The organism is Rhodococcus cercidiphylli (assembly GCF_033042225.1).
In the GTDB taxonomy this organism is placed as follows: domain Bacteria; phylum Actinomycetota; class Actinomycetes; order Mycobacteriales; family Mycobacteriaceae; genus Rhodococcoides.
The window spans coordinates 140,576-163,030 of sequence record NZ_JAWLKE010000006.1 but is presented as its reverse complement, the minus strand read 5'-3'; the positions used below and the strand labels follow the sequence as shown (position 1 = coordinate 163,030).

21 protein-coding genes are annotated in these 22,455 nt (G+C 65.5%); 10 read left to right on the top strand and 11 right to left on the bottom strand.

What is annotated here, in order from left to right:
• Positions 1 to 96: 96 nt before the first annotated feature.
• The 7 genes from zomB to cobM form a co-directional block, all read right to left on the bottom strand.
• A complete protein-coding gene (gene zomB, locus R3P95_RS16640; RefSeq protein WP_317548888.1) occupies positions 97 to 1,962 on the bottom strand; it encodes a flagellar motor control protein ZomB in 1,866 nt (621 codons plus the stop codon).
• Positions 1,940 to 2,845 carry a decaprenyl-phosphate phosphoribosyltransferase gene (locus tag R3P95_RS16635; protein WP_068054311.1) on the bottom strand — a complete coding sequence of 302 codons (906 nt, stop codon included), beginning with the start codon at positions 2,843 to 2,845 and terminating at the stop codon, positions 1,940 to 1,942. The genes zomB and R3P95_RS16635 overlap by 23 nt, the downstream gene beginning before the upstream one ends.
• Positions 2,842 to 3,378, bottom strand: coding sequence for a phosphatase PAP2 family protein (locus R3P95_RS16630; protein ID WP_052047296.1), 537 nt, complete (start codon positions 3,376 to 3,378; stop codon positions 2,842 to 2,844). Before R3P95_RS16630 ends, R3P95_RS16635 begins: the two co-directional genes overlap by 4 nt.
• Positions 3,356 to 5,263: a glycosyltransferase gene (locus tag R3P95_RS16625; RefSeq protein ID WP_317548887.1), complete on the bottom strand. Its 1,908-nt coding sequence runs from the start codon at positions 5,261 to 5,263 to the stop codon at positions 3,356 to 3,358. Before R3P95_RS16625 ends, R3P95_RS16630 begins: the two co-directional genes overlap by 23 nt.
• On the bottom strand, positions 5,260 to 6,489 hold the full coding sequence (glf, locus tag R3P95_RS16620; RefSeq protein WP_317548886.1) for a UDP-galactopyranose mutase: 1,230 nt from the start codon (positions 6,487 to 6,489) through the stop codon (positions 5,260 to 5,262). Before glf ends, R3P95_RS16625 begins: the two co-directional genes overlap by 4 nt.
• A 67-nt stretch (positions 6,490 to 6,556) precedes the next feature.
• Positions 6,557 to 7,306 (bottom strand): precorrin-6A synthase (deacetylating), encoded by a 750-nt coding sequence (cobF, locus tag R3P95_RS16615; protein WP_317548885.1) that lies wholly within the window; start codon positions 7,304 to 7,306, stop codon positions 6,557 to 6,559.
• Complete coding sequence (cobM, locus tag R3P95_RS16610; RefSeq protein WP_317548884.1) at positions 7,303 to 8,046, bottom strand: precorrin-4 C(11)-methyltransferase; 744 nt, start codon at positions 8,044 to 8,046, stop codon at positions 7,303 to 7,305. The genes cobF and cobM overlap by 4 nt, the downstream gene beginning before the upstream one ends.
• A 179-nt stretch (positions 8,047 to 8,225) precedes the next feature.
• Here cobM and R3P95_RS16605 point away from each other — a divergent pair, with 179 nt between their 5' ends.
• Positions 8,226 to 10,448: an N-acetylmuramoyl-L-alanine amidase gene (locus tag R3P95_RS16605; protein ID WP_317548883.1), complete on the top strand. Its 2,223-nt coding sequence runs from the start codon at positions 8,226 to 8,228 to the stop codon at positions 10,446 to 10,448.
• A gap of 79 nt (positions 10,449 to 10,527) precedes the next feature.
• Here R3P95_RS16605 and R3P95_RS16600 read toward each other — a convergent pair whose 3' ends face one another.
• Complete coding sequence (locus R3P95_RS16600) at positions 10,528 to 11,364, bottom strand: Cof-type HAD-IIB family hydrolase (RefSeq protein WP_068054295.1); 837 nt, start codon at positions 11,362 to 11,364, stop codon at positions 10,528 to 10,530.
• Positions 11,365 to 11,439: 75 nt separating this feature from the next.
• Between R3P95_RS16600 and R3P95_RS16595 the strand changes: the two genes are divergently transcribed.
• The 6 genes from R3P95_RS16595 (at position 11,440) to R3P95_RS16570 (ending at position 17,371) form a co-directional block, all read left to right on the top strand.
• Positions 11,440 to 12,471 carry an NADP-dependent oxidoreductase gene (locus tag R3P95_RS16595; protein ID WP_068054293.1) on the top strand — a complete coding sequence of 344 codons (1,032 nt, stop codon included), beginning with the start codon at positions 11,440 to 11,442 and terminating at the stop codon, positions 12,469 to 12,471.
• 57 nt (positions 12,472 to 12,528) lie between these two features.
• Complete coding sequence (msrA, locus tag R3P95_RS16590) at positions 12,529 to 13,041, top strand: peptide-methionine (S)-S-oxide reductase MsrA (RefSeq protein WP_068054290.1); 513 nt, start codon at positions 12,529 to 12,531, stop codon at positions 13,039 to 13,041.
• A gap of 113 nt (positions 13,042 to 13,154) precedes the next feature.
• A complete protein-coding gene (locus R3P95_RS16585) occupies positions 13,155 to 14,426 on the top strand; it encodes a YhgE/Pip domain-containing protein (RefSeq protein ID WP_317549076.1) in 1,272 nt (423 codons plus the stop codon).
• Between the two features lie 19 nt (positions 14,427 to 14,445).
• Entirely contained in the window at positions 14,446 to 15,189 is a 744-nt protein-coding gene (locus R3P95_RS16580; protein ID WP_149407714.1) for a CPBP family intramembrane glutamic endopeptidase, read from the top strand.
• A gap of 5 nt (positions 15,190 to 15,194) precedes the next feature.
• The gene (locus R3P95_RS16575) at positions 15,195 to 15,770 is read left to right on the top strand and encodes a DinB family protein (RefSeq protein ID WP_317548879.1); all 576 of its coding nucleotides are present in this window, start codon (positions 15,195 to 15,197) and stop codon (positions 15,768 to 15,770) included.
• Positions 15,771 to 15,910: 140 nt separating this feature from the next.
• Positions 15,911 to 17,371, top strand: coding sequence for an HNH endonuclease signature motif containing protein (locus tag R3P95_RS16570; protein WP_317548878.1), 1,461 nt, complete (start codon positions 15,911 to 15,913; stop codon positions 17,369 to 17,371).
• Between the two features lie 72 nt (positions 17,372 to 17,443).
• Here R3P95_RS16570 and R3P95_RS16565 read toward each other — a convergent pair whose 3' ends face one another.
• Positions 17,444 to 18,031, bottom strand: a complete 588-nt coding sequence (locus R3P95_RS16565) for a hypothetical protein (RefSeq protein WP_317548877.1) — start codon at positions 18,029 to 18,031, stop codon at positions 17,444 to 17,446.
• A gap of 127 nt (positions 18,032 to 18,158) precedes the next feature.
• Between R3P95_RS16565 and R3P95_RS16560 the strand changes: the two genes are divergently transcribed.
• Both R3P95_RS16560 and R3P95_RS16555 read left to right on the top strand, forming a co-directional pair.
• Complete coding sequence (locus R3P95_RS16560; protein WP_068045007.1) at positions 18,159 to 18,842, top strand: response regulator transcription factor; 684 nt, start codon at positions 18,159 to 18,161, stop codon at positions 18,840 to 18,842.
• On the top strand, positions 18,839 to 20,257 hold the full coding sequence (locus tag R3P95_RS16555; protein WP_317548876.1) for a sensor histidine kinase: 1,419 nt from the start codon (positions 18,839 to 18,841) through the stop codon (positions 20,255 to 20,257). The genes R3P95_RS16560 and R3P95_RS16555 overlap by 4 nt, the downstream gene beginning before the upstream one ends.
• On the opposite strand, the gene R3P95_RS16550 is transcribed toward R3P95_RS16555, so the two are convergent.
• Both R3P95_RS16550 and R3P95_RS16545 read right to left on the bottom strand, forming a co-directional pair.
• Positions 20,258 to 20,743: a GNAT family N-acetyltransferase gene (locus R3P95_RS16550; protein WP_317548875.1), complete on the bottom strand. Its 486-nt coding sequence runs from the start codon at positions 20,741 to 20,743 to the stop codon at positions 20,258 to 20,260.
• A gap of 9 nt (positions 20,744 to 20,752) precedes the next feature.
• Positions 20,753 to 21,493, bottom strand: a complete 741-nt coding sequence (locus R3P95_RS16545) for a lysophospholipid acyltransferase family protein (RefSeq protein ID WP_068045361.1) — start codon at positions 21,491 to 21,493, stop codon at positions 20,753 to 20,755.
• 82 nt (positions 21,494 to 21,575) lie between these two features.
• Here R3P95_RS16545 and R3P95_RS16540 point away from each other — a divergent pair, with 82 nt between their 5' ends.
• A complete protein-coding gene (locus tag R3P95_RS16540; RefSeq protein WP_149407708.1) occupies positions 21,576 to 22,454 on the top strand; it encodes a hypothetical protein in 879 nt (292 codons plus the stop codon).
• Position 22,455: the final 1 nt, after the last annotated feature.

The following is a 22,455-nucleotide window of genomic DNA, read 5'->3' as shown; positions in this document are numbered from 1 at the left end:
CGCGCGAAGGACGACCCCCGTTACATGATCGAGATAGCTCATCTTGGCGTCGACACCAATTCGGCGCAACCCGGTGACCTTTTCGTGTTCGGACACCTAATTGTCCGCCTTCAATTTCGGGGCCGGAAGATCACATCGTTGTATTTCGTACTTCGGCACCCGATCGAACCGATATCCGGCGTAGAAGAGCGAACGCTTGACATTCCGGACGAACAATTCCTTCGTCAACGGAGCTCGATACGAGGTGAGCAGTTCCTGGGTGTCGGGGCAGGTCAGCGCAACCTGAGCCTCGGTGACCCAGTCCTCGTCCATGTACCAGGGCAGGTACGGATGGACGGCGACGAGGCCGAGATCGGCCACCACCCAGTCCGGATACAGGTTCTTGTCGTGTCCGATCCGGCCGTTCTCGAGCCGCTCGGTGTGCGACGCCAACGGGTACGCCAGCCCCATCTGGTCGATGACCCGCACGTCGAGGCCGACGTTCATGCTGGTCATTCCGAGGTTCAGGAAGAAGACGGTGTGACCGAAGCCACCCTCCGGGATGGGGAGCGGCGGGGGAACGACATCCCAGTAGGTGAACTGCGCCGACGGCAACAGCAGGCCGCCGTCCGGAGTGTCCTCGATCGCCTCGACCATCCCACGCATCCGCGGGTAGTCGAGGTAGTCCGAGGCCAGGATCGGGTGGGCGTGCCCGGTGTTGAGCGAGTAGAACGCCCGCTCGTCGACGATTCCATTGCGGCCGACGATCGAACCCTGCGGCATACCCGTCGTATTGGCGGCCACGACGGCCCAGACCACGATGCCGCCCCAGACGAAAAGATCGGCGAAAAATATCGCGGTGGCGCGGTCTGCAGACCATCGTTTCGGAAGGGCGACCGGCAGCACCGAAATCGGCAACAAAAGCGTGAACAATGCCGGCAACAATGTCCGGCCGTGCATGAAATCGCCGCCGACGCGAATCGCGTACAAAGCCAGCAGAAGGCCACTGATCACCACGAAGACGACCACGGCGGTCGGCGTCCGTAGCGCTGCGAGCCAGCCGCCGACGGTGCGGGGCAGGGACAACCGCACACGGGAGGCCGACAGAACGGCACCGACGACGAGCAGTACGAGTGGCAGCCACAGCAGGTACGGGCCCACGAGGTTGGACAGGTACTCGAACCCCTGCGACCACTTGGCTCCACCGGCATCCTTCGACACCGCGGTGTTGGGGTAAGGCAGGCCGTAGTAGCCCATGCGCCAGATCTGGTAGAGCACCGGCACGGCTCCGGCGAATACGAACACTCGGAGCCTGGACAACCAACTCTGCGGGGCCAGGAAGATCATCGCCAGCGCGAGCACCGCCACGATGGACAGTTCCGGACGCACCAGCGGGCCGAGGCCGGCAAAGAACGCCAGCAGCAACAGCTCGACGCCACCGCTCCGGCGCTGGCCCCAGCGAACCATCAGCAGCCACAGCATCGCCAGCCAGAAGATGACCAGGCAGGTCTCGAGGCCGGACGTCGCGAAGTCGCGGGCAGGAGGAACCGCGATGTAGACCAGGACGCCTGCGGGCAGGAACAGGGTCTTCGATGCAGTACGCCCTCGCAGCGCGAACGTGCCGATCATCGCGATGACGACGGCCGCCGTGGACAGTACGAGCGCGATCGTCAGGACGACGTACTCGAGGCGTCCCTCGCTCAGCCAACTGCCTGCGTAGACGAGGTATGTCCAGATGGTGCTGGTGTTGGTCTCGACTCGTTCGCCCGCGTTGAACACCGGTCCGTTGCCGGCCAGCAGGTTGCGGACGGTGCGCAGCACGATCAGCCCGTCGTCGGCGATCCAGCGGCGCTCCCACGCACCCCAGAGGAACAACGCCCCGGTGACCACGGTCCCGATCCAGAAGACGGGCCGGGTGATCGATGCCCGAGCGGAGTTCTCTTCTCGCGCGTCTCGCTGGTCAGGCGAGGTAGACAGCGACACCAACCACTCCGATCCACGCTATGGCGAGTAGCTGCAGAACCCTGTCTCCCAACGCGATCTCTTCGGGTTCGCCTGCCTCGCCGCCATCGACATCCACTGCGTATCGCAGGATTGCGATGGTAAACGGAATCATCGAGATCGCGAACCAGTTGGCGTCCGTGCCCGCGTCTTCCTGGAACGCCCACAGGCCGTAACAGATGACGACGGCCGTTGCCGACAGCGTCCAGACGAATCGCAGGTACGTGGTGGTGTAGTTCTCGAGCGATTTGCGGATCTTCGCTCCGGTGCGTTCGGCGAGCTGCAGCTCGGCGTAGCGCTTACCGGCAGCCATGAAGAGCGATCCGAACGCCATGATCAACAGGAACCACTGCGACAGCGGGATCGAGGCGGCGACGCCACCGGCGATCGCGCGCAACAGGAAGCCCGAGGACACGATGCAGATGTCGAGCACGGCCTGGTGCTTGAGACCGAAGCAGTAGGCCAGCTGGATCACGATGTAGACGCCGATGACCAGCGCCAGCTTCCAGTTCGCGAGGAACGAAAGACCGATGGCGAGGGCGAAGGACACCACGGCCATCGCGTAGGCGATGTTGACGGGCAGCACGCCCGCGGCGATCGGCCGGAACCGCTTGGTGGGGTGTGCGCGGTCGGCCTCGACATCGAGGGCGTCGTTGACAAGGTAGACCCCGGATGCGGCGAAGCAGAACACGACGAATGCGAGCGCGACGGACAGCAGCACGTCGGGGTCGGTGACCGAGCCCGCGGCCAGCGGTGCAGCGAGCACCAGGACGTTCTTGACCCACTGACGCGGACGAAGCGCCTTGACGATGCCGTCCGCCAGGTTCTTCGGCGGCGCGCCTACGGGTGCGGCATCCTCGCTCATTTGTCTCCTTCGAACTTCACGACGGCCGCAGCCGTCAACGCGCCGAGTGCCGATCCTGCCAGCACATCGGTGGGGTAATGGACTCCGAGCACCAAGCGCGAGAGCAGCATGGGTGGGACGAGGACCGCCGGTAACGGTAGCCCGGTCACCCGGCCGAGGAGAACCGCGGCGGCTGTGGTGGATGTCGCATGCGAGGACGGAAAGCTCAGCTTGCTGGGCGTCGAGACGTTGATGCGCACGGCCGGATCGTGGGGACGTGGCCGACGCACGATTCGCTTGATGACGATCGACGCGGCGTGGGAGCCCACTGCCCCGACTGCCACCGAGGCCCACTGACGCCGACGCGGCTTGTCCAGCGCAGCACCGATACCGGCGATCGCGACCCAGCCGAGTGCGTGTTCGCCGAAGTGCGACATGCCACGGGCGACGGTGATCGCGCCGGGGGCACTGCCGACGGTGCTCTGCACCTTCTCGAGGATCCTGACTTCCGTCGGGGCCTCGGTCTGGCCCTTACGCCTGGTAACGAAAGACACGTTCCCACGTTTCCTTACTGGTCAGGTGCGGCACGGCATCGCGATACCGAGCCTTGAGGGCGGGGAATTCGGCCGCCAACTGCTTGCGCAGCGACAGTGCTTCCTTGAGCAACGCCGCGGCCTGAGCGCGGTCTCGCTTGCGGTAGACGACGCCCCGGCCGTCGGCGGTGGTGACGGTGACGCCGTCGACCTGAGAGAGCAGGAACCAGCGCGCGTCGAGAGTCGGGACGTTGAGCTGTGGGCGGTCGTGATGCTGGGTGTGCGCGGGCTTTGCGTTGTGCAGCAAGCCTTTTGCCAACCGGCTGATCTTGGCGAGCGGGTTGGTCGGCAGCCCGACGGATCCCACTTCCTCACCGGACGCGAGGGGCAGCTCCGTGGAACTGCCGACGACGACGGCGTCGGGAAATTCCTTGCGCAGCGCGTGCACGGTCGGCAGCGCGGTGGGCAGGATCTCGAGGATGTGCTCGGGGCCGGCCAGGAAGTCGCGGATCGCGAGGTTCTGAATGGCGACCGTCGAGTATTCGAGACACAGCAGATGCTTGACCGTGGCCTTGATCGTGTCGAGCACCAGGCCCTTGCCGTCGCCCGGCATGTGCAGCGATGCGACCACGAGGCGATTGCGCAGATGGAAGTACGCCTGCCAGTCGATGGCGTCGTCCTTGTCGCTCCACGCCATGTGCCAGATGGCCGCACCCGGCAGTGTCACCGTCGGGTAGCCGGCTTCCCGTGCGCGCAAGCCGTATTCGGCGTCGTCCCACTTGATGAACAGCGGTAGCGGCTGCCCCAGTTCCTCGGCGACGACGCGCGGAATCATGCACATCCACCAGCCGTTGTAGTCGACGTCGATGCGGCGGTGCAGCAGCTTGCTGGTGCGCAGCGGGTCCTCGGAGAAGTCGTGGTCGTACTCCACGTTCTGTGCGCCGGTCCACATGAAGTTGCCGCGATCGATCACTTCGCCCATGACGTGCAGGTGGCTGCGCGCCTGCAGGTTGAGCATCTGGCCACCGACGAGCGTGGGGACCTTGGCGAATCGCGACATGGCCAGCGCCCGCAGGATCGAGTCTGGCTCGATCTCGATGTCGTCGTCCATGAACAGGATGTGTTGGCAGGCAGTGTTGTTCAGTGCCTCGTACATGATGCGGCTGTATCCGCCGGACCCGCCGAGGTTGGCCTGATCGTGGATGGCGAGTCGGCCGCCGAGGGCAGCTGCGGCCTCGTCGAATCCGGGCTCGTCCTTGGCCTTGCGGGTGCCCTGATCGGGCATGATGACGGCCTCGATCACGTCGAGAACCAACGGATCCGAGCCAAGAGCCACAAGGGCTTTGACGGCGTCGGTCGGGCGATTGAACGTGGGGATGCCGACCGCGACGGTGGCCTCGCCCGGCGCGTCGATCGGCGCGTACCAACCCGCGCTCTCGAGCACCACCTCGGAATCGGAGGTGATGTCGAACCAGATCCAGCCGCCGTCCTCGAACGGACCGAGGTCGATCAGGAACTCCTGTGCTGCATCGCCGTCCACGGCCTCGCGGCCCTCGACGTGGATGCGCGACGCATCGGCCTTGGACCGGTAGACGTCGATTCGGCAGTGTCCGGAGACCTCGACGCGCAGCACCACGGACTTCAGGACGCTGTAGCGCCGCCAGTAGCTGGCCGGGAACGCGTTGAAGTAGGTACAGAACGACACCTCGGACTCGGAGCCGATCGTGACCGAGGTCCGCGAGAGCGAGTGTGCCCGTTTGGCGTTGGTGAGCGCTTCTTCGAGGTACAGCGTGCGCACGTCGAGCGGTTCACCCGAGCGCGGCAGCAATACTCGCTGCAACAGTGACTTGCCGAGAACCGGCGCGGCGTCGGCGATGCCGTCCTCGAGGAGGTGCTTGGCGGTCACTTGTCGCCTGCCAGGGGTGCACCGGTCTCGAAGTGCGGGGCCAGGGTGTTCTCGTACATGTTCAGCGCGCTCGCGATGGCCATGTGCATGTCCAGGTACTGGTAGGTGCCGAGTCGGCCACCGAACAGCACTCCGTTCGCGGCGGCCTCGGCCTTGGCGCGGTCGCGGTAGGCCTCGAGCTTCTGCCGATCGTCGGGAGTGTTGATCGGGTAGTACGGCTCGTCGCCGCTCTCGGCGAAGCGGGAGAACTCGCGCATGATGACCGTCTTGTCGGTCGGGTACTGGCGCTCGGGGTGGAAGTGACGGAACTCGTGGATCCGGATGAACGGCACGTCGCCGTCGTTGTAGTTCATCACCGGGGTGCCCTGGAAGTCACCCGTCGGGAGCACCTCGGTCTCGAAATCGATTGTCCGCCAGCCCAGTTCGCCCTCGGAGTAGTCGAAGTAGCGGTCCAGCGGGCCGGTGTAGACGATGGGAGCGTCGGGGCTCTCGGTCACGAGCTCGGCCTTGACGTCGAACCAGTCCGTGTTCAGCCGGACCTCGATCTTCTCGTCGGCGGCCATCTTCTCGAGCCACGCGGTGTAGCCGTCGACCGGCAGTCCCTCGTAGGTGTCGTTGAAGTAGCGGTTGTCGAACGTGTACCGCACCGGCAACCGGGTGATGTTGCCCGCGGGCAGATTCTTCGGATCGGTCTGCCACTGCTTGGCGGTGTAATCCTTGATGAACGCCTCGTACAGCGGGCGCCCGATCAACGAGATCGCCTTCTCCTCGAAGTTCTGCGCGTCCTTCGAGTCGAACTCGTCGGACTGCTCTTCGATGAGTGCCCGCGCCTCGGCCGGCGAGAAGTACTTGCCGAAGAACTGCGAGATCAGGCCCAGGCCCATCGGGAACTGATACGACTGGCCCTTGTGCAGGGCGAAGACACGGTGCTGGTAGCTCGTGAAATCGGTGAACTGGTTGACGTAGTCCCAGACCCGCTTGTTCGAGGTGTGGAACAGATGCGCGCCGTACTTGTGGATCTCGATACCCGTCTCGGGCTCGGCCTCGGAGTACGCGTTGCCGCCCAGGTGGTGCCGCCGATCCAGCACGAGGACACGCTTGCCCAACTGGGACGCCGCCCGCTCCGCCACGGTCAGTCCGAAGAACCCGGATCCGACGACGATGAGGTCGTATCGGCCGGTCACGGAGGCGTCGGAAGAGGTGGTCTCGGGGCTTACAGCAGTCACGGGCAACCAGGGTATCCGACGATCGTGACCGCTCTGCCCCGCCAGGCGTCGGTCGGCCGGTCGGAGGTCAACCGGGCAGGCGTCGAAGCAGGTAGGTGTCCATCACCCAGCCGTGCCGGGACTTGACCTCCTCGCGGGCGCGGCGGATCTCGCCCAGCACGTCGTCGAGCGGACCCGCCACCAGCTTCTCGTCCGCCGTCCCCAGGTTGGCACCCCAGTGGATGCCCCACCCTGCGCCGGTCAGCGCGCTGCAGGCCAGATTGCCGTCGAGCATGACCACGAGGTTGTCGAGGCCGGTGGCGACATCGCCTGCCAGGTTGCGGCCGGTGGTGATGACGATCGGCCCGCCGATGCGGTTGAGCACGAGGCGGTGACTCGCCGCCAGCATCGACACGCTGGAGATACCGGGTGTGACATCGAACTCGATGTCGCCGCGCAACGCGGCCAGCCGCTCGACGACGCGGATCGTGCTGTCGTAGAGCGCGGGGTCTCCCCAGACGAGGAATCCGACGACGGTGCCTTCGGCGAGGGCGTCGAGCACATCGGCGTAGGCGCGGGCGCGGGCGTCGTGCCAATCGAGGACAGCGGTCTCGTACTGCCGGGGCGATCGATCGCGTGGCGGGTCGGGCACCTCGATCACCCGGTAGCTGCCGCCGTGGTGGCGTTCGAGGATCTCCTGCCTGGCTGTTGCGAGATCGCCGACGGATGCACCCTTGTCCGCGACGACGAACACGTCCACGGCCCGCAGTTTCTCGACGGCCTGGACGGTCACCTGATCCGGGTGGCCACCGCCGATGCCGATCAGATGGATTCTCACGAGCGGTCCCGGCACGCGTCGTACAGGTGGGATTCGGTGACGACGCGTCGAGCCAGGGCTGGCCCCACCAGAATCACCGCCGCCTGTCGCAGGTCGGCGGCCTCGACCTGGTCGGCGATGTCGGCCAAAGTGCCGCGCAGGATCAGCTCGTCCGGCTTGCTGGCGTGGAAGACGACCGTGGCGGGGCACTCGGGACCGTAGAACTCGGTCAGTTCGTCGGCGATGATGCGGGTGCGGGTGATCGCCAGGTGCAGCGCGAGCGTCGCCCTGGTGGCGGCGAAGTTCTTCAGCGCCTCGGTATCGGGCATCGCCGTCGAGCGGGCCTGTGCGCGCGTGAGCACCACCGACTGCGTCACTTCCGGAACCGTCAGCTCGACGCCCAATGCGGCGGCTGCGGCCGCGTAGGCCGGAACGCCAGGGGTGACGTCCCAGGGCACGCCTGCGGCGTCGAGTCGAGCGGACATCTCCGCCAGCGCGGAGTAGAGGGACGGGTCCCCCGAGCACAGCCGCGCGACATCCTCCCCGCGCTCGTGGGCGGCGACCAGCTCGTCCGTGATGGCGTCGAGGTCGAGTTTCGCGGTGTCGACCAGCCGGGTGCCTGCGGAGCAATGTTCGAGGATCGCGTCGTCGATGTAGGTGCCGGCGTAGACGCAGACCGGGCTCGATCGCAAGAGCTCGACCGCTCGCAGCGTGAGCAGGTCGGCAGCGCCCGGTCCGGCTCCGATGAAGTGCACAGTCACAGCGGAAAGCGTAGGTGACGCGTCCGACGCGCCGCGCCACTCGAACTTCCCGCCGATGGCTAACTGTCAAGCTAAGGTTTAGCCTTGTGTCTGATGGGACTCATGTTGCTGATGTGATTCATGTTGTTCAGTAGCTGGATCCTACGACGCGTACCTACCAACAACCAGGGAGTACCGCCTTGCCGAACCGTCGAACGAAGCCGTCGATCGTTCTCGGTGCTGTCGCACTACTGGCCGTCGCAACCCCCTTTGCGGTCGCAGGCCTCACCGACAGCACGACAACCGGAGTTCGACCGGCCAACGAGACAACCCCGGTCACCGTGCCGACCAAGATCGTCGAGACCGCGCTGAGCTCCGCACCGGACATCGTCATTCCGTTGCAGGAACTCACCGGACTGCCGTTGCCGGATCTGCGGCTCTCCGATCTGAAGTACCTACCGCTGCCGGATTCCATCGTGATCCCGCCGATCGAGATCCCCGACATCCCGGGCCTGACCACGCCCGCGCCGGGCAACGCGACAGCACAGGCACCCGTTCCCCGGGTCGATGCATCCGCGCCGGTCAGTCCCCTGCCCGTGAATCCGGAAGCTGCCGATCCGACCGGCCCGCCGCTCGGTGCCGCCGTCAAGGAGATCAAGCAGGACACTCCCTTCAGCATGGTGGCCCTGACCTCCGAGCAGCTCGACGGTGCGACCGCTCAGGTTCGCCGCCAGCTAGAGGACGGATCCTGGGGCCCGTGGCTCGAGACTGCGCCGGTGGATACCACTGCGAGCGACGCCGTTCCCGCTGCGGAAAAGCAGGGCACCGAGCCGATCTTCGTCGGACTGACCAATGCAGTGCAGGTGCTGCTGACGCCGCTGACGAGCAGTGCCGCTCCCGAAAGCTTCGCGACTGCACCGGTTCCCGAGGTTCCGGTCGTCGAGCTGCCTGCTGCCGACGCTCCGGCCGAGGCGCCCGCTGCTGCGGAACAACCGTTGGGCTACACCCCGGCGTCGTCGAGCACGCCTCTGCGTCAACAGGATCCGGCACCGGTCGATCCCGCGGCGCCGGCACCTGCAGCCCCGGCACCTGCAGCAGATCCCGCCCAGCCCGAGGCCGCGCCGGAAGGCACGGCGGATCAGTTGGCGGCGGCCGTCAATGACATCAGTGCCGTGCTCATCACCCCCGGGACGTCGCCGGTCGACTCGGCATTGAACGACATCGCCACGCCCGTCGCCGGTGACGCAGGTCCCAAGGTCATCACCCGCGCTCAGTGGGGTGCCGACGAGTCGATCCGTTGCGCCACACCGACTGTCGACGACTTCCTCGGCGGTGCCACCGTGCACCACACCGCAGGCAGCAACGACTACTCCAAGTCCGAATCGGCCGAGATCGTCCGCGCCATCTACGCGTACCACGCGCAGACACTCGGCTGGTGCGACATCGGCTACAACGTCCTCGTCGACAAGTACGGCCAGATCTTCGAGGGCCGCGCGGGCGGCTTGGACAAGCCGGTCCAGGGCGCACACTCGGGCGGGTTCAACGAGAACACGATGGGCATCGCCATGATGGGCGACTACTCCAACGAGGACCCCTCGCAGGAGACCATCGATTCGGTCGGCAAGTTCCTCGGATGGCGACTCGGCAAGGCCGGTCTCGACCCGAAGGGCACCACCACGATGACCTCGGAGGGAACGGATTTCACGTTCGTCGGCCGCGGCCAGAGCGTCGACCTGCCGGTGATCTTCGGTCACCGCGATGTCGGCAACACCGAATGCCCCGGTGACGCCGGATACGCACGACTCGGGGAGATCCGCGACATCGCTGCGGCAAACCTCGGCGGTGGCGGAGATGCCACTCCGGCATCACCCGACGCTCCCGATACCGCGGTGACCGACCCGGCACCGTCACGCCCGGGCACCGACGCCAGTTCCACTCTGGGCGAGAACATCCCGGCTCTGGTCGCCGAACTGCAGCGACTGGCGGCCACCAGTCCCGTCGCACAGAAGTGGTTGGCTTCGGGCGGAGAAACCGGCTCGCTCGGCGTTCCGGTGAGCGGTCTGGTGCAGGTGAGCGGCGGCCGTGAGAAGGCGCAGTTCGCCAACGGCGAGATCATCACCAACATGGCCGGTCAGGCCGTGGCCGTGATCGGCAAGATCTTCCAGCAGTACGTGCAGCAGGGTGGCGTGGACGGCATCCTCGGCCTGCCGATCACGGACGAGTTCCGGGTGCCGGAGGGCTTCCGTACCGACTTCGAGAACGGTTCGCTGATCTTCAACGAGCTCACCGGAATCGTCACCACGGTGATCAAGACGTACAACGACACCTACAACGCGGAGATGCAGAACCCCGTCGCAGCACCGGTGGAACCGGCTCCTGCACCTGAGCCTGCTCCCGCACCGGAGCCCGCACCCGCGGGCTGAGTTCCGACAGTCGACAAGGGCCGAGTCACCGTGGTGACTCGGCCCTTGTCGTGTTCGGATACACCGGGAGACCTGAGGGTCACCACCAGCGTTCGAGAACCTGTGCCACTCCATCTTCTGCGTTGGTGACGGTCACTTCGTTCGCCGCCGCGACGGCAGCGGGATGCGCGTTGCCCATCGCGACGCCCAGACCCACCATCGACAGCATCGGCACGTCGTTGGGCATATCGCCGAAGGCCACGATGTCCTGCACGTCCACCGACAGCGTCTCGGCGACCTTGGCCAGGCCCGATGCCTTGGTGATGCCCGGTGCCGACAGCTCGATGAGTCCGTTGTCGGTGGAGAACGTCAGGTCTGCTCGACCTGAAATCAGCGGGGACAGGATGTCGGCCATGTGTCCGCTGGTGGAACCGGACAACCGGATCAGCAGTTTGACGGCCGGAACGTCGACCACGTCGTCCTCGGTCATCTCGACGTTGTCCGGGTTCAGCCAGGCGTGCTCGTATCCCGGGGAGCTGACGAACTGCGGCGTCGCCGAGTCGTGCGCCGTCCGGCCCACTCGCTCGGCGGCCAGTCCGCAGCCGGGCAGCGCGCGATACGCGACGTCGGCCAACCACTGCAGCGTCTCGACCGACAGCGTCTCGGCGCTGAGCACGCGATCGTTGGCGGCGTCGTAGATCACCGCACCGTTGGCGCACACCGACATCGGCGCGTATCCCAGCTGATCGACGACGGGGTGGATCCACCGCGGCGGCCTGCCGGTGGACAGCACGAACGGAACTCCGTCGGCCACGACGGCCGAGACGGCGCGCTTGGTGCGCTCGGTGACACGTTCGTGCTGGTCGAGCAAGGTGCCGTCGACGTCGCTTGCGACGAGTCGGGGGGCGAGGCGGGTGGTGTTCGGCGCGTTGGTCATCGTGACGTCATTCTGCCCTAGTGTCGAAGTGCCCTGTTTTCGACATGCACGTCTTCGATGTGGAAGGAACGGTAGATGACATCTGTGAACCGTCAGATCCGGCTGGCCCAGCGCCCGGTGGGACGTCCCGACGAATCGACGTGGAACCTCACCGAGGAACCGATTCCCACCCCCGGTGACGGAGAATTCGTCGTCACCGTCGACTATGTCTCTCTCGACCCGGCCATGCGCGGCTGGCTCAACGATGCGCGCTCGTACGTGCCGCCCGTCGGCATCGGCGAGGTGATGCGGGCGCACGCCGTGGGCCGGGTGCTGGAATCCCACCATCCCGATTATGCAGTCGGAGAGATCGTTTCGGGTTCGTTCGGCGTCACCGAGCATGCCCTGTCGGACGGCACGGGGGTGCAGAAGGTCGACGAATCCATCGCGCCTGCTCCCACCTGGCTCGGGGCACTCGGATTCCCCGGGCTCACGGCCTATTTCGGTCTGATGGACGTCGGCAAGCTCGCCGAAGGCGATACCGTGGTGATCTCCGGAGCCGCCGGTGCCGTGGGCAGTATCGCGGGGCAGATCGCGAAAGCCAAGGGAGCCACTGTGATCGGCATTGCCGGTGGACCCGAGAAGTGCGCGTGGCTCACCGAAGAACTGGGCTTCGACGCGGCGATCGATTACAAGAACGAGTCGGTGTACAAGGGCCTGAAGGCGGCTGCGCCCAAGGGCATCGACGTGTATTTCGACAACGTCGGCGGCGAAATTCTCGACGCGGCACTCTCCCGACTGCGCAAGGGAGCGCGAGTGGTGTTGTGCGGAGCCATCTCCGGCTACAACGCGACGGACCCGCAGCCCGGCCCGGCGCATTACCTGTCGCTACTGATCAATCGGGCATCGATGACGGGGTTCATCATCTTCGACTACCTCGATCGCTACCAGGAGGGCATCGACGCGCTGTCCGAACTGCTCACCAGCGGTAAGATGACCGCACGCGAGCAGATCGAGATCGGCGGCATCCCCGCTTTCGGATCGACCCTGAACCTGCTGTTCGACGGGGCGAACACCGGCAAGCTGGTTCTCGAGGTCGGTGAACGCACCCACGACTCGGAATTATGACGCCGCCTCGTTCGTTGAACCCCACGTATCGACCGATAAAGAACTAGGAGAGCAACGATGTCTGCAGCCACCGAAACCGCCATTCTCGCCGGAGGATGCTTCTGGGGAGCCGAAGAGCTCGTCCGCAAGCTCCCTGGAGTGATCTCGACCCGCGTCGGCTACACCGGCGGCGAGGTCCCCAATGCGACGTACCGCAACCACGGCAATCACGCCGAGGGCCTCGAGGTCGTCTACGACCCCACCCAGACGACATACCGCGATCTGCTGGAGTTCTTCTTCCAGATCCACGACCCCACCACCAAGAACCGTCAGGGCAACGACATCGGAGCCAGCTACCGCTCGGCGATCTTCTACCTGAACGACGAGCAGAAGCGCGTCGCCGAGGACACCATCGCCGACGTCGACGCGTCGGGACTGTGGCCCGGCAAGGTCGTCACCGAGGTGACCCCGGCCGGAGATTTCTGGGAGGCCGAGCCCGAGCACCAGGACTACCTGCAGAAGTATCCCGAGGGCTACACCTGCCACTGGGTGCGTCCGGAGTGGAAGCTGCCGCGTCGGGCCAACGCCTAGGAGCGGCTGCGCCGCACGTGCGCGTTTACTCGTAGCCTGCTACGAATAAACGCGCACGTGGGGGCCGGACTTGCGACACTGATCCGGTGACCTCCGACAGAACTCCTCGGTCGATGGCCGACGTCCTTCGTTCGCCGCGTTTCTGGCTCGCGCCCATCCTGGTGGTGTCGGCACTGATGTCGTTCCTCGCCGCGCTGTACCTGGGCGGTGTGCTCGACCCCAGGAACAATCTGCACGACCTCCCCATTGCGATCGTGAACCAGGACGAGGGCGACACCCTCGCAGGCGAGCAGCGCAACATCGGCAACGACATCGTCGACGGTCTGCTGCAGAACGTCGATTCGGAGAAGGTCGACTTCCGGGAAGTCGGTCCGGCGCAGGCACAATCACTGCTGTCGACGGCCGAGGCCTACGGTTCCATCGTCATCCCGAGCGATTTCACCAAGAGGATGGGAATCCTCGCTCAGGCGAGTGTGATTCCCGGGGACGTCGAGAAGCCGATCATCACGGTCTATACCAACCCACGTGCCGGCAGTTTCGGGACGTCGCTCGTGACCGGAGTGGCGTCACCGGCATTCGAGTCGGTCAATGAAACTGTGGGACAACAGATCACCGAACAGGTGCGCCAGCAGCTCGGCGATACTCAGCTCGCCGGTGCGAGTGCCCTCACCCTCGCACAACCGATCGATGTGATCGTTGCCCAATACGATCCTCTGCCCGACGGCACCGGCGGTGGCTTGTCCGCCTTCTACTACGCGCTCTTGCTCGTCCTGGCCGGCTTCACCGGAGCGACCATCGTCAGCGCACTCGTCGACGGACTACTCGGGTTCACACCCACAGAGATCGGTCCCAAGTACATCCACCGCGGACCGACCCTGATCAACCGCTTCCAGACGCTGCTCGTGAAATGGCTCGTGATGGTCGTTCTCGCCATGCTGGTGTCTGCCCTGTATCTGCTGATCAGCCATCTGCTCGGCATGCCGATCACCCATGCATGGACCCTGTGGACGTACGGCGCATTCGCGATCACCGCGGTGGGCATCACGGCGTTGGCGGTGATGTCTGCGTTCGGCACGGCCGGATTGCTGATCAATCTGATCGTGTTCATCATCCTGGCGTTGCCGTCATCGGGCGGCACCATCCCCCTCGAAGCGAGTCCGCCGATCTTCACCTGGCTCGCGCAGTTCGAGCCGATGCATCAGATCTTCCTCGGCACCCGCTCGATCCTGTATTTCAATGCCTCACTCGACGCAGGGCTGCTGCACTCGGTGGGCATGACGTCTCTCGGGCTGCTCATCGGACTCGTGTTCGGCGTGGTGTTCACCCGCATCTACGACGGCAGAGGCCTCGACCGAAGCCTCGATTCATCGGGTGCTCACAGCTGACGCCAGTACACTCGATCCAATGCTTGCTGTGAATCCAGCCGGGAGCGTTGAACCCCGACGTGCCTTCCACGCCTACCTCGACGTCGCCATCGTCGTCCTCGTACTCGTGGGCACCAACCTCATCGCGCACTTCACCACGGTGTGGGCCAGTATCGCGACGGTTCCGATCGCCGCTGTCCTGCTGGTCGTCCTGGCGAACCGACGCGGTCTGGGATGGGCCGAACTGGGACTGTCTCCGAAGCAGTGGAGGACCGGATCCCTGTACGCAGTCGGAGCCGTCGGGGTCGTCCTCACTGTCGTCGCGATCGGCGCGTTGCTGCCACTGACCCGCCCGTTCTTCATGGCCGATCGATACGCAACCGTCTCCGCCGCCATCGTCGCATCGATGATCGTCATTCCGCTGCAGACCGTCATCCCGGAGGAGCTCGCGTTCCGCGGGGTGCTGCACGGCACCTTGGGCCGCATCTATGGGGCTCGGGGTGTGTTCGCTGCAGGGTCTCTGCTGTTCGGTCTGTGGCACATCGCATCGTCGCTGGGACTGACGGCGGGCAACGTGGGGCTGAGCGGATTTCTCGGCGGCGGGCTGTTCGGGCAGATCGTCGGCATAGCGCTGGCCGTGGTGGCGACTGCGGCGGCGGGTGTCGTGTTCACGTGGCTGCGTAGTCGTAGCGGCAGTTTGATCGCGCCCATCGCCCTGCACTGGTCGCTGAACGGACTCGGCGCACTCGCCGCAGCACTCGTCTGGCACGCGTCGGTGAGCTGAACGGCATGAAGGACGAGCTGCACCAGTACCTGCAAATCGCCCGCGAGAACATGCTGTGGAAGCTCGACGGCCTCACCGAATACCAGAGACGACGGCCGATGACGCCGACCGGTACGAACCTGTTGGGTTTGATCAAGCACCTGTCGATCGTCGAATACGGCTATTTCGGCCCCACCTTCGGACGTGAGTTTCCAGCTCGGTTCGCGGAATTGGAGGCAGCGGCCATGGCCCGCCTGAACTCCGACATGTGGGCCGCTGCCGACGAATCGACCGAATCCATTGTCGCCCTGTACCGCGAGGCCTGGAAGCACGCAGACAGGACCATCGAGACGAACGACCTCGACACCGTCGGACGCGTCCTGCACTGGCCCGTCGAGAAGCAGGAAGTAACCCTGCACCGCGTGCTCGTGCACCTCGTGGCCGAAACCAACCGGCACGCTGGGCATGCGGACATAGTGCGCGAACTCATCGACAACTCCGTAGGCCTACGACTCGGCAACGAGAACATGACCGACGGCAACGAAGCCTGGTGGGCCGCATATCGAGCCGAGCTGGAAACCGTTGCCAAAGAAGCTGACTGAGCGCATCGCCTGACGTCAGGTTCCACCAACGCCTATCACACGCCTCCGACAGGTTCCGGATCTCGAATCCTTATGCAGGGCAATAGTTTTCGATTGCACTACGGTTGTCAGTCGAACGCGCGTTCGATACACTGGCTTCCATGACCACGGAGATCTGGCAACTGAGCGAGAGCGAACTGCTCGCCGAATCTGCCGCGGTCTCCCACCGAATCCAGCTGTTGGAAGCCCGCCGGATCGCTCTCGTCGCCGAGATCGACACCCGCGTCAGCCGGGAGAAACTCGGATTCCCCGGACCCGCCGGATGGCTGACCTCCACCACCCTGCTCTCACCGTCCAAAGCCACCAAGATCGTCGCTCTCGCCCGCGGCATTGCTGCATTTCCCGACATCGCCGCCGCCGTCAACACCGGTGTCATGACCGTCGATCACGCCGCCCTGATCCTCACCTTCGCCGAAACCCCACCGGAAAACCTCCCGGAAGAGGGTCGCAATATGGCCCGCGCCGCCTTGATCAAATCTGCGACAGGACCCGACGCACGCACCGGCCGCATCCGAGCAGCGATCACCAGACTCGAAGACAGCTTCGGCACCAAGAAACCACCCGCCGAGAACACCGACCGCAACGAACTCTTCGCCTCCACAACCCTCAACGGGCGGCTGGTGCTCAAAGGAGACTTCGATGCGATCACCGGCGAGAAGCTGCTCATTGCCCTCTCCCCGTTGACCGAACCCCGCCCCGCCGCCGACGGAACCGGGACACTCAAAATCACAGACGATCGCAGTCCCGCCAAGCGCAGAGCCGACGCCTTCGGCCACATCCTCGACCAATACCTCGCCTCCAGTGATCGCCCCATCGAAGGCGGTGAACGCCAGCACCTGAACCTGAACATCACTCTGCGCGATCTCGCCGACCTCCAGAACTGCGGCGGCGAAGACGACATCACCGATGACGAAACCTCACGCGCAGCAACAGAATCCGACACCGACACAGCAGACCCCGTCGACATCAACACCGGTGGCCCCATCGACACTGACGCAGCAACCGAACCGGACAACGAAAACGGCAGTGGCAGTGGCGGTCGCGGTGAAGGCGGAGTCGCAGCTGATCGCGGCGCGTATCGCGACTTGTTCGGCGACGGCGCTTCGGTGGGGTGGCTGCCGTGGATGGGGCCGCTCTCCCGCAACACCTCCCGCCAGTTGGCGTGTGATTGTGTCCTGACCGCGATCGTGATGGACGAGAACGGCAACCCACTCAACCTCGCCCGCACCGCCCGCACCGTCACCGCCAAACAACGAAAAGCCCTCACCGCCCGCGATCACGGCTGCGCCTTCCCCGGCTGCGGAAAACCCGCCGCCTGGACCGAAGGACACCACATCCGGCACTGGGGCGACGGCGGCCCCACCGACATGAACAACCTCGTCCTACTCTGCGGATTCCACCACCGCCTCATGCACCACTCCGATTGGGAAGTGTTCATAGGCACCGACAACCACCCCTGTGGGGGCACCTCCCGCTTGCGGGGGATCATCCCACCAGCAACTGTGGATCCGTATCGACAACCCAGACCATCCCACGCCCGAGCAGGCCCCCACATCGCCTGAACCGAGCACACCGTCCACACAACAACACCAGCCCCGCACCGAGTACACGGTGCGGGGCTGGACGAGATTGGATCAGGAACCAGAAGGAGCGACAGGTGGTGCGGGAGGAGTAGCGCCATCGGCCGGAGCCGGGGGTGCAGGCGCAGTCGCATCGTCCCCCTCAGCACCCGGAGTCGGCGGAGCAGGCGGCGTCGCACCGTCTTCCGGTGCGCACAGGGCACCCGGTCCACCCTTACCCGGACCACCCGGACCGGGGCCGCCCTCTCCCGGTCCACCCTTGCCCGGACCACCCGCGGGCGGAGCAGGCGGGGTTTCGCCATTACCCGGAGCAGGCGGGGTAGCACCGTCGGACGGGCTGGGAACCGTCGATCCGTCAGCGGAGTCCGGAGCGGCCGGCACCGAAGGTACATCCGACCCGCCACCGCCGTCGGTCCGCTCCCCGAGCGTCGACGACGACGCGACCGTGGACACTCCGGGCGAGACGTCCGGCCCGGTGGCAGCAAAGACTGCCGATGCGACAAGCGCCCCTACTGCGAGTCCCGCGGCCGCTGTTGCCACCAGTGGCACACGGCCCTTCCATCGCTTCGGCTTGTTCTGCTGGGGAGCAGCGGGCTCGGCCGGGTTCGATGCCGCCGGGATCGGCTGGGTCTGATCGTTCACGTTCACTCCTTGTTCGGACTGTCTCGTTCGTTTCGTTCTGTCACCGACCCTGCCGCCGCTAGCTGAAGTCACCCTGAAGCCGCGCGTATCTTCAGGATCACTTCAGCTGGTGAGTGACAATCGAGGAATGACATACAGTTCCGCTCCCCGGGTGATGGTGGTGGAGGACTCGCTGCCCATCCGGGAAGCGCTGGTGGCCGCATTCGAGGACGCGGGATTCACCGCCGCGTCCTTGCCCGACGGCGACGGCTTCGAAACCACGATGGCAGGCTTCCGCCCGGACGTGGTGATCCTCGACGTCATGCTGCCCGGTGCGCGGGACGGGTTCGCGCTCATCGACGTCGTCCGCCAGAGCAGTGATGCGGGGATCATCATGGTCACCGCGAAGGACCAGCTGCAGGACCGACTGCGCGGTTTGAGCGACGGTGCCGACGACTACGTGGTCAAGCCGTTTCAACTCGACGAGGTGGTTGCCCGAGCGCGATCGGTGCTGCGTAGACGCGGCAGATCCTCGGACGCGATTCAAGTGGGCGATCTACTGGTCGACGAATCCGCCGGCGTCGTCACTCGCGCCGGTCAGGTGCTCGACCTGACGGCGACCGAACTCCGGCTGGCGACCTTCCTCGTCGCGCAACGTGGTCGCACGGTCTCGAAAACGTCCATCCTCGAATCGGTGTGGGGCTACGGCGCGTACGACGCCAACCTGGTGGAAGTCCACATCAGTGCGTTGCGTCGCAAGATGGAGACCCATGGCCCGCGGTTGATTCACACTGTCCGTGGCCTCGGTTATGCACTGCGAGCGCCGCAGTGAATCACACGCCGACGCCCTCGTTGCGCAAGCGCGTGGTCGCCACCGTCGTCGTACTGTTCGCGGTTCTGCTCGTCGTGGTGGGTTTTTCGGTGGATGTCGTTCTGGGACAGCAGCTCCGCCGTGATCTCGATGCGCGACTGACCGATCGAGCGGACCGCGCAGTCGAACTGGTCGAGAGCGGCGTCGGCTCCGAGGATCTGGTGCAGGCGTTGCAGGGCGATGCCATTCGAGTTCGGGTCACCACGTCCGACGGCACGGTCTACGGTGTGCCGGGCGGCGAGGCCCGATCTCGGGACGACAGACCCGGGCCGGCCACACCGCCTCCTGGCCCCTCCGACGCTCCCGCTCCCCCTGGTCCGCCCAATCCCCCTGCCCCACCCTCGGATTCACTGGAGATCACCGAGCCACTACCGGACGGATCAACGCTCTCGCTGCTGGGTGACACCACGGCCATCGCCGATGTTCGGCAGCAACTGCGACTTCTCATGGTGGTCGCCGGAGCCGTGACGCTGTTGTTGGCCGCGGCCGCGCTCACCTATGCGGTGCGGCGCGCACTGTCACCCCTCGACTCGATGACATCGGTTGCGCGCCGAATCACCAACGGCGACAGAGGTAGACGGCTGCTTCCATCCAAGCCGAACACCGACCTGGGGCAAACTGCATCGGCCGTCGACGAGATGCTCGACGCCCTCGAGAACGCCGAGAGCAAAGAGGCTGCTGCAGCGCAGTCGGCGCGTCGAGCAGAGGAGGACATGCGCCGATTCCTGGCCGACGCGGCCCATGAATTGCGCACCCCGGTGGCCGGGATCTCGGCGCTGGCTCAGTCGTTGCAACGCGACGCCGAGCACCGCCCCGATCGGGTCGGCAGGTGGAGCGAACTCCTCGTCGGCGAATCTGTCAGAGCGTCGCGCCTGGTGGGTGACATGCTCGATTCCGTTCGCGCAGAGAACACTTCGGAGCTCGAGCTGACCGATGCAGACCTCACCGATGTGGTCCGACGCACCGTCGAGCGCGCGGCACTGCTGTCGCCGGAGGTCCGGTTCGAGGTGGACGCATCGCAATCGGTACCGGTCAGGGTGGACGTGGGCCGCGTCGAGCAAATTCTGTCGAACGTCCTCGACAACGCCGCTCGGTTCACTCCGCCCGGCGGGAGAATCCGAGTGCAGACAGGGGCCGACTCACAGGCGTTCGTCACCGTCGACGACGACGGTCCCGGGGTCGACGAGGCGGACCGTGAGCGCATCTTCGAGCGGCTCGTTCGACTCAACTCCGCGCGTGACCGTTCCTCCGGCGGCGTCGGGCTCGGGTTGTCGATCGCGCGCACGTTGGCGCGAGCACACGGAGGCGAACTCGTCTGTGCCGCAGGGCCTACAGGCGCGAGATTCCGCCTGACACTGCCGAGAGTAGATCGGTAGCTACTCGACGATCAGGTCCATCAGCAGGCTGTCGTGCCAGCCGGTCGGGCCCTTCTCGTACTTCCGCATGATCCCGACGGGCTCGAAACCGACTGCGCTGTAACAGGCAATCGCTACCGCGTTGTCGGCGGCCGGATCTATCACCAAGCGGTGATGACCCAGGTCGACTGTCAGGTATCGCACCAGCGTGCCCACGGCGTCCTTTCCGACGCCGCGACCGTGCACCGCCGGGTCCAGGAAGATGTCGATCGACGCATGCCGGTACATCGGATCGGTCTCTTCACCGTACTGGATCAATCCCACTGTCGCGCGGTCGATTTCGACGACCAATCGATGCTCTTCGGGGTTGTCGAACGGCCAGTTCTCGTCGGCGTCCTCGTCGCCCCACCGCGCGTGCACCTCGGGGGTGTGCAGTATTCGGCGGAGCTCCGGCACATCCTCGGTGGTGACGGGCCGCAACACGACCCGTTCACCGCGGAGGTTCATCGCACAGTTCTACTCGGCCCGCTTCGCGGCACGGGCCGCGAGGTCTTGGGCGTCGAGCTTGTCCGCTTCTTCGAGAGTCGGTGCGCTGCCGCCCAATCGTGCCGGAACCCAGTACGCGCCCGGCTCGTGGTGGTAGTTCTCCTGCAGTTCCAGCAGCATCTTCTGCATCACCGTACGCAGTTTCTCGGTCAGCTCGTTCGGCGGACCGACCGGAGGCAGCGGCTCACCGACAGCGATCGAGATAGGAGTGTTGGTGCGGCCCAACCGCTTCGGGTATCCCTTGGTCCACACGCGCTGCGCGCCCCAGATCACCGTCGGGATGATCGGCACGCCTGCCTCGATGGCCATGCGTGCAGCGCCGGACTTGAATTCCTTGATCTCGAAGCTGCGGCTGATGGTCGCCTCGGGATACACGCCCACGAGCTCGCCGTTGCGCAGGCTCTCCACGGCCGACTTGTACGACTCGGCGCCGGCTCCACGATCGACTGGGATGTGCCGTAGCGAGCGCATGATCGGGCCGGAGATCTTGTTGTCGAAGACTTCCTTCTTCGCCATGAACCGGATGTAGCGCTTCACCCGTCGCGGCGGCAGCCCGGCGTAGGTGAAGTCCATGTATCCGGTGTGGTTGACGGCGATGACGGCTCCGCCGGTGGCAGGGATGTGTTCCTCGCCCTTGACATCGAATTTCAGGCCCTCGAACGCGAACACTGCACGAGCGATGCCGATGACTGATCGGTAGACGGGTTCCACAGTCCGTTAGCGTAGTCGGTGGACGGGGTAGGAGAGAAGGTCCGCACGATTGCGGTCCGGTAGATCAACGGGGAGAGATCGAGTGAAGAACAGAGCGGCACCACTGCGACGGAAGCGAGTGACCCGAACCGCGTTGCCGCTGATCGCAATACTCGCTCTGGTCGGAGCCTGCGATTCGGCAGTCGGAATCCCGGCGGAGCAACCCGGCTCGGCCAGCAGCACCACCGAGACACCGAGCGACGACTCACAGGCGGCAACTCCGACCACGGCAGCCCCGACCACCACCACGACCCCACCGATCCCGCCCGGCCCACCCGTCGGCGAGGTTCCCGGAAACCCGGACGCCGCGATGGCGTTGCGACCGTTCGTGGGCGATCTCATCGGCGGCGGAATCGGCGTCGTCACGGCGCGGTGCTGGACGGTTCCGCCCACCGAGATCCCGGCGATGTACGTCGACACCGAGGCCATCCTCGCTGCCGTTGCCACCCGCGGCGTCGACGGCCAGTACGCCGTCACATGGACCGGGCCCATCGCCACGGTCAGCGTCAAGCGCAGCGAGATCGCATCCGGCTATGCGTGCCCCACCGTCTACCCCACCGGCACCGCCCCCGTGTTCGACGCGGCCGACGCCGTCTACACCGTCGATCGCTACCTGGGGCGTCTGGCCGGGATTCCGGTGAACCCCAGCGACGTGGAAGAGACTTACCCACTCGTGTGCGACGGCCGTCAGACCTGGGATGCCCTCGGCACCGGCGTTCCCACTGCCCCGCCGCTGGTGCAGAATCCGAACATCCTGCCCGGCATCACCTCGTTCGATCCCGACAGCGTGTTCGTCACCGGGCAGAACGGCATCTACACCCAGGTCAACGCAGACATCATCGACGCGTCCGGGGCGTACCAGAACCGCACGTTCGTGCTGGCCGTCGGCGGCGAGGGTTACTGCATCGGCGACATCGCCTGAA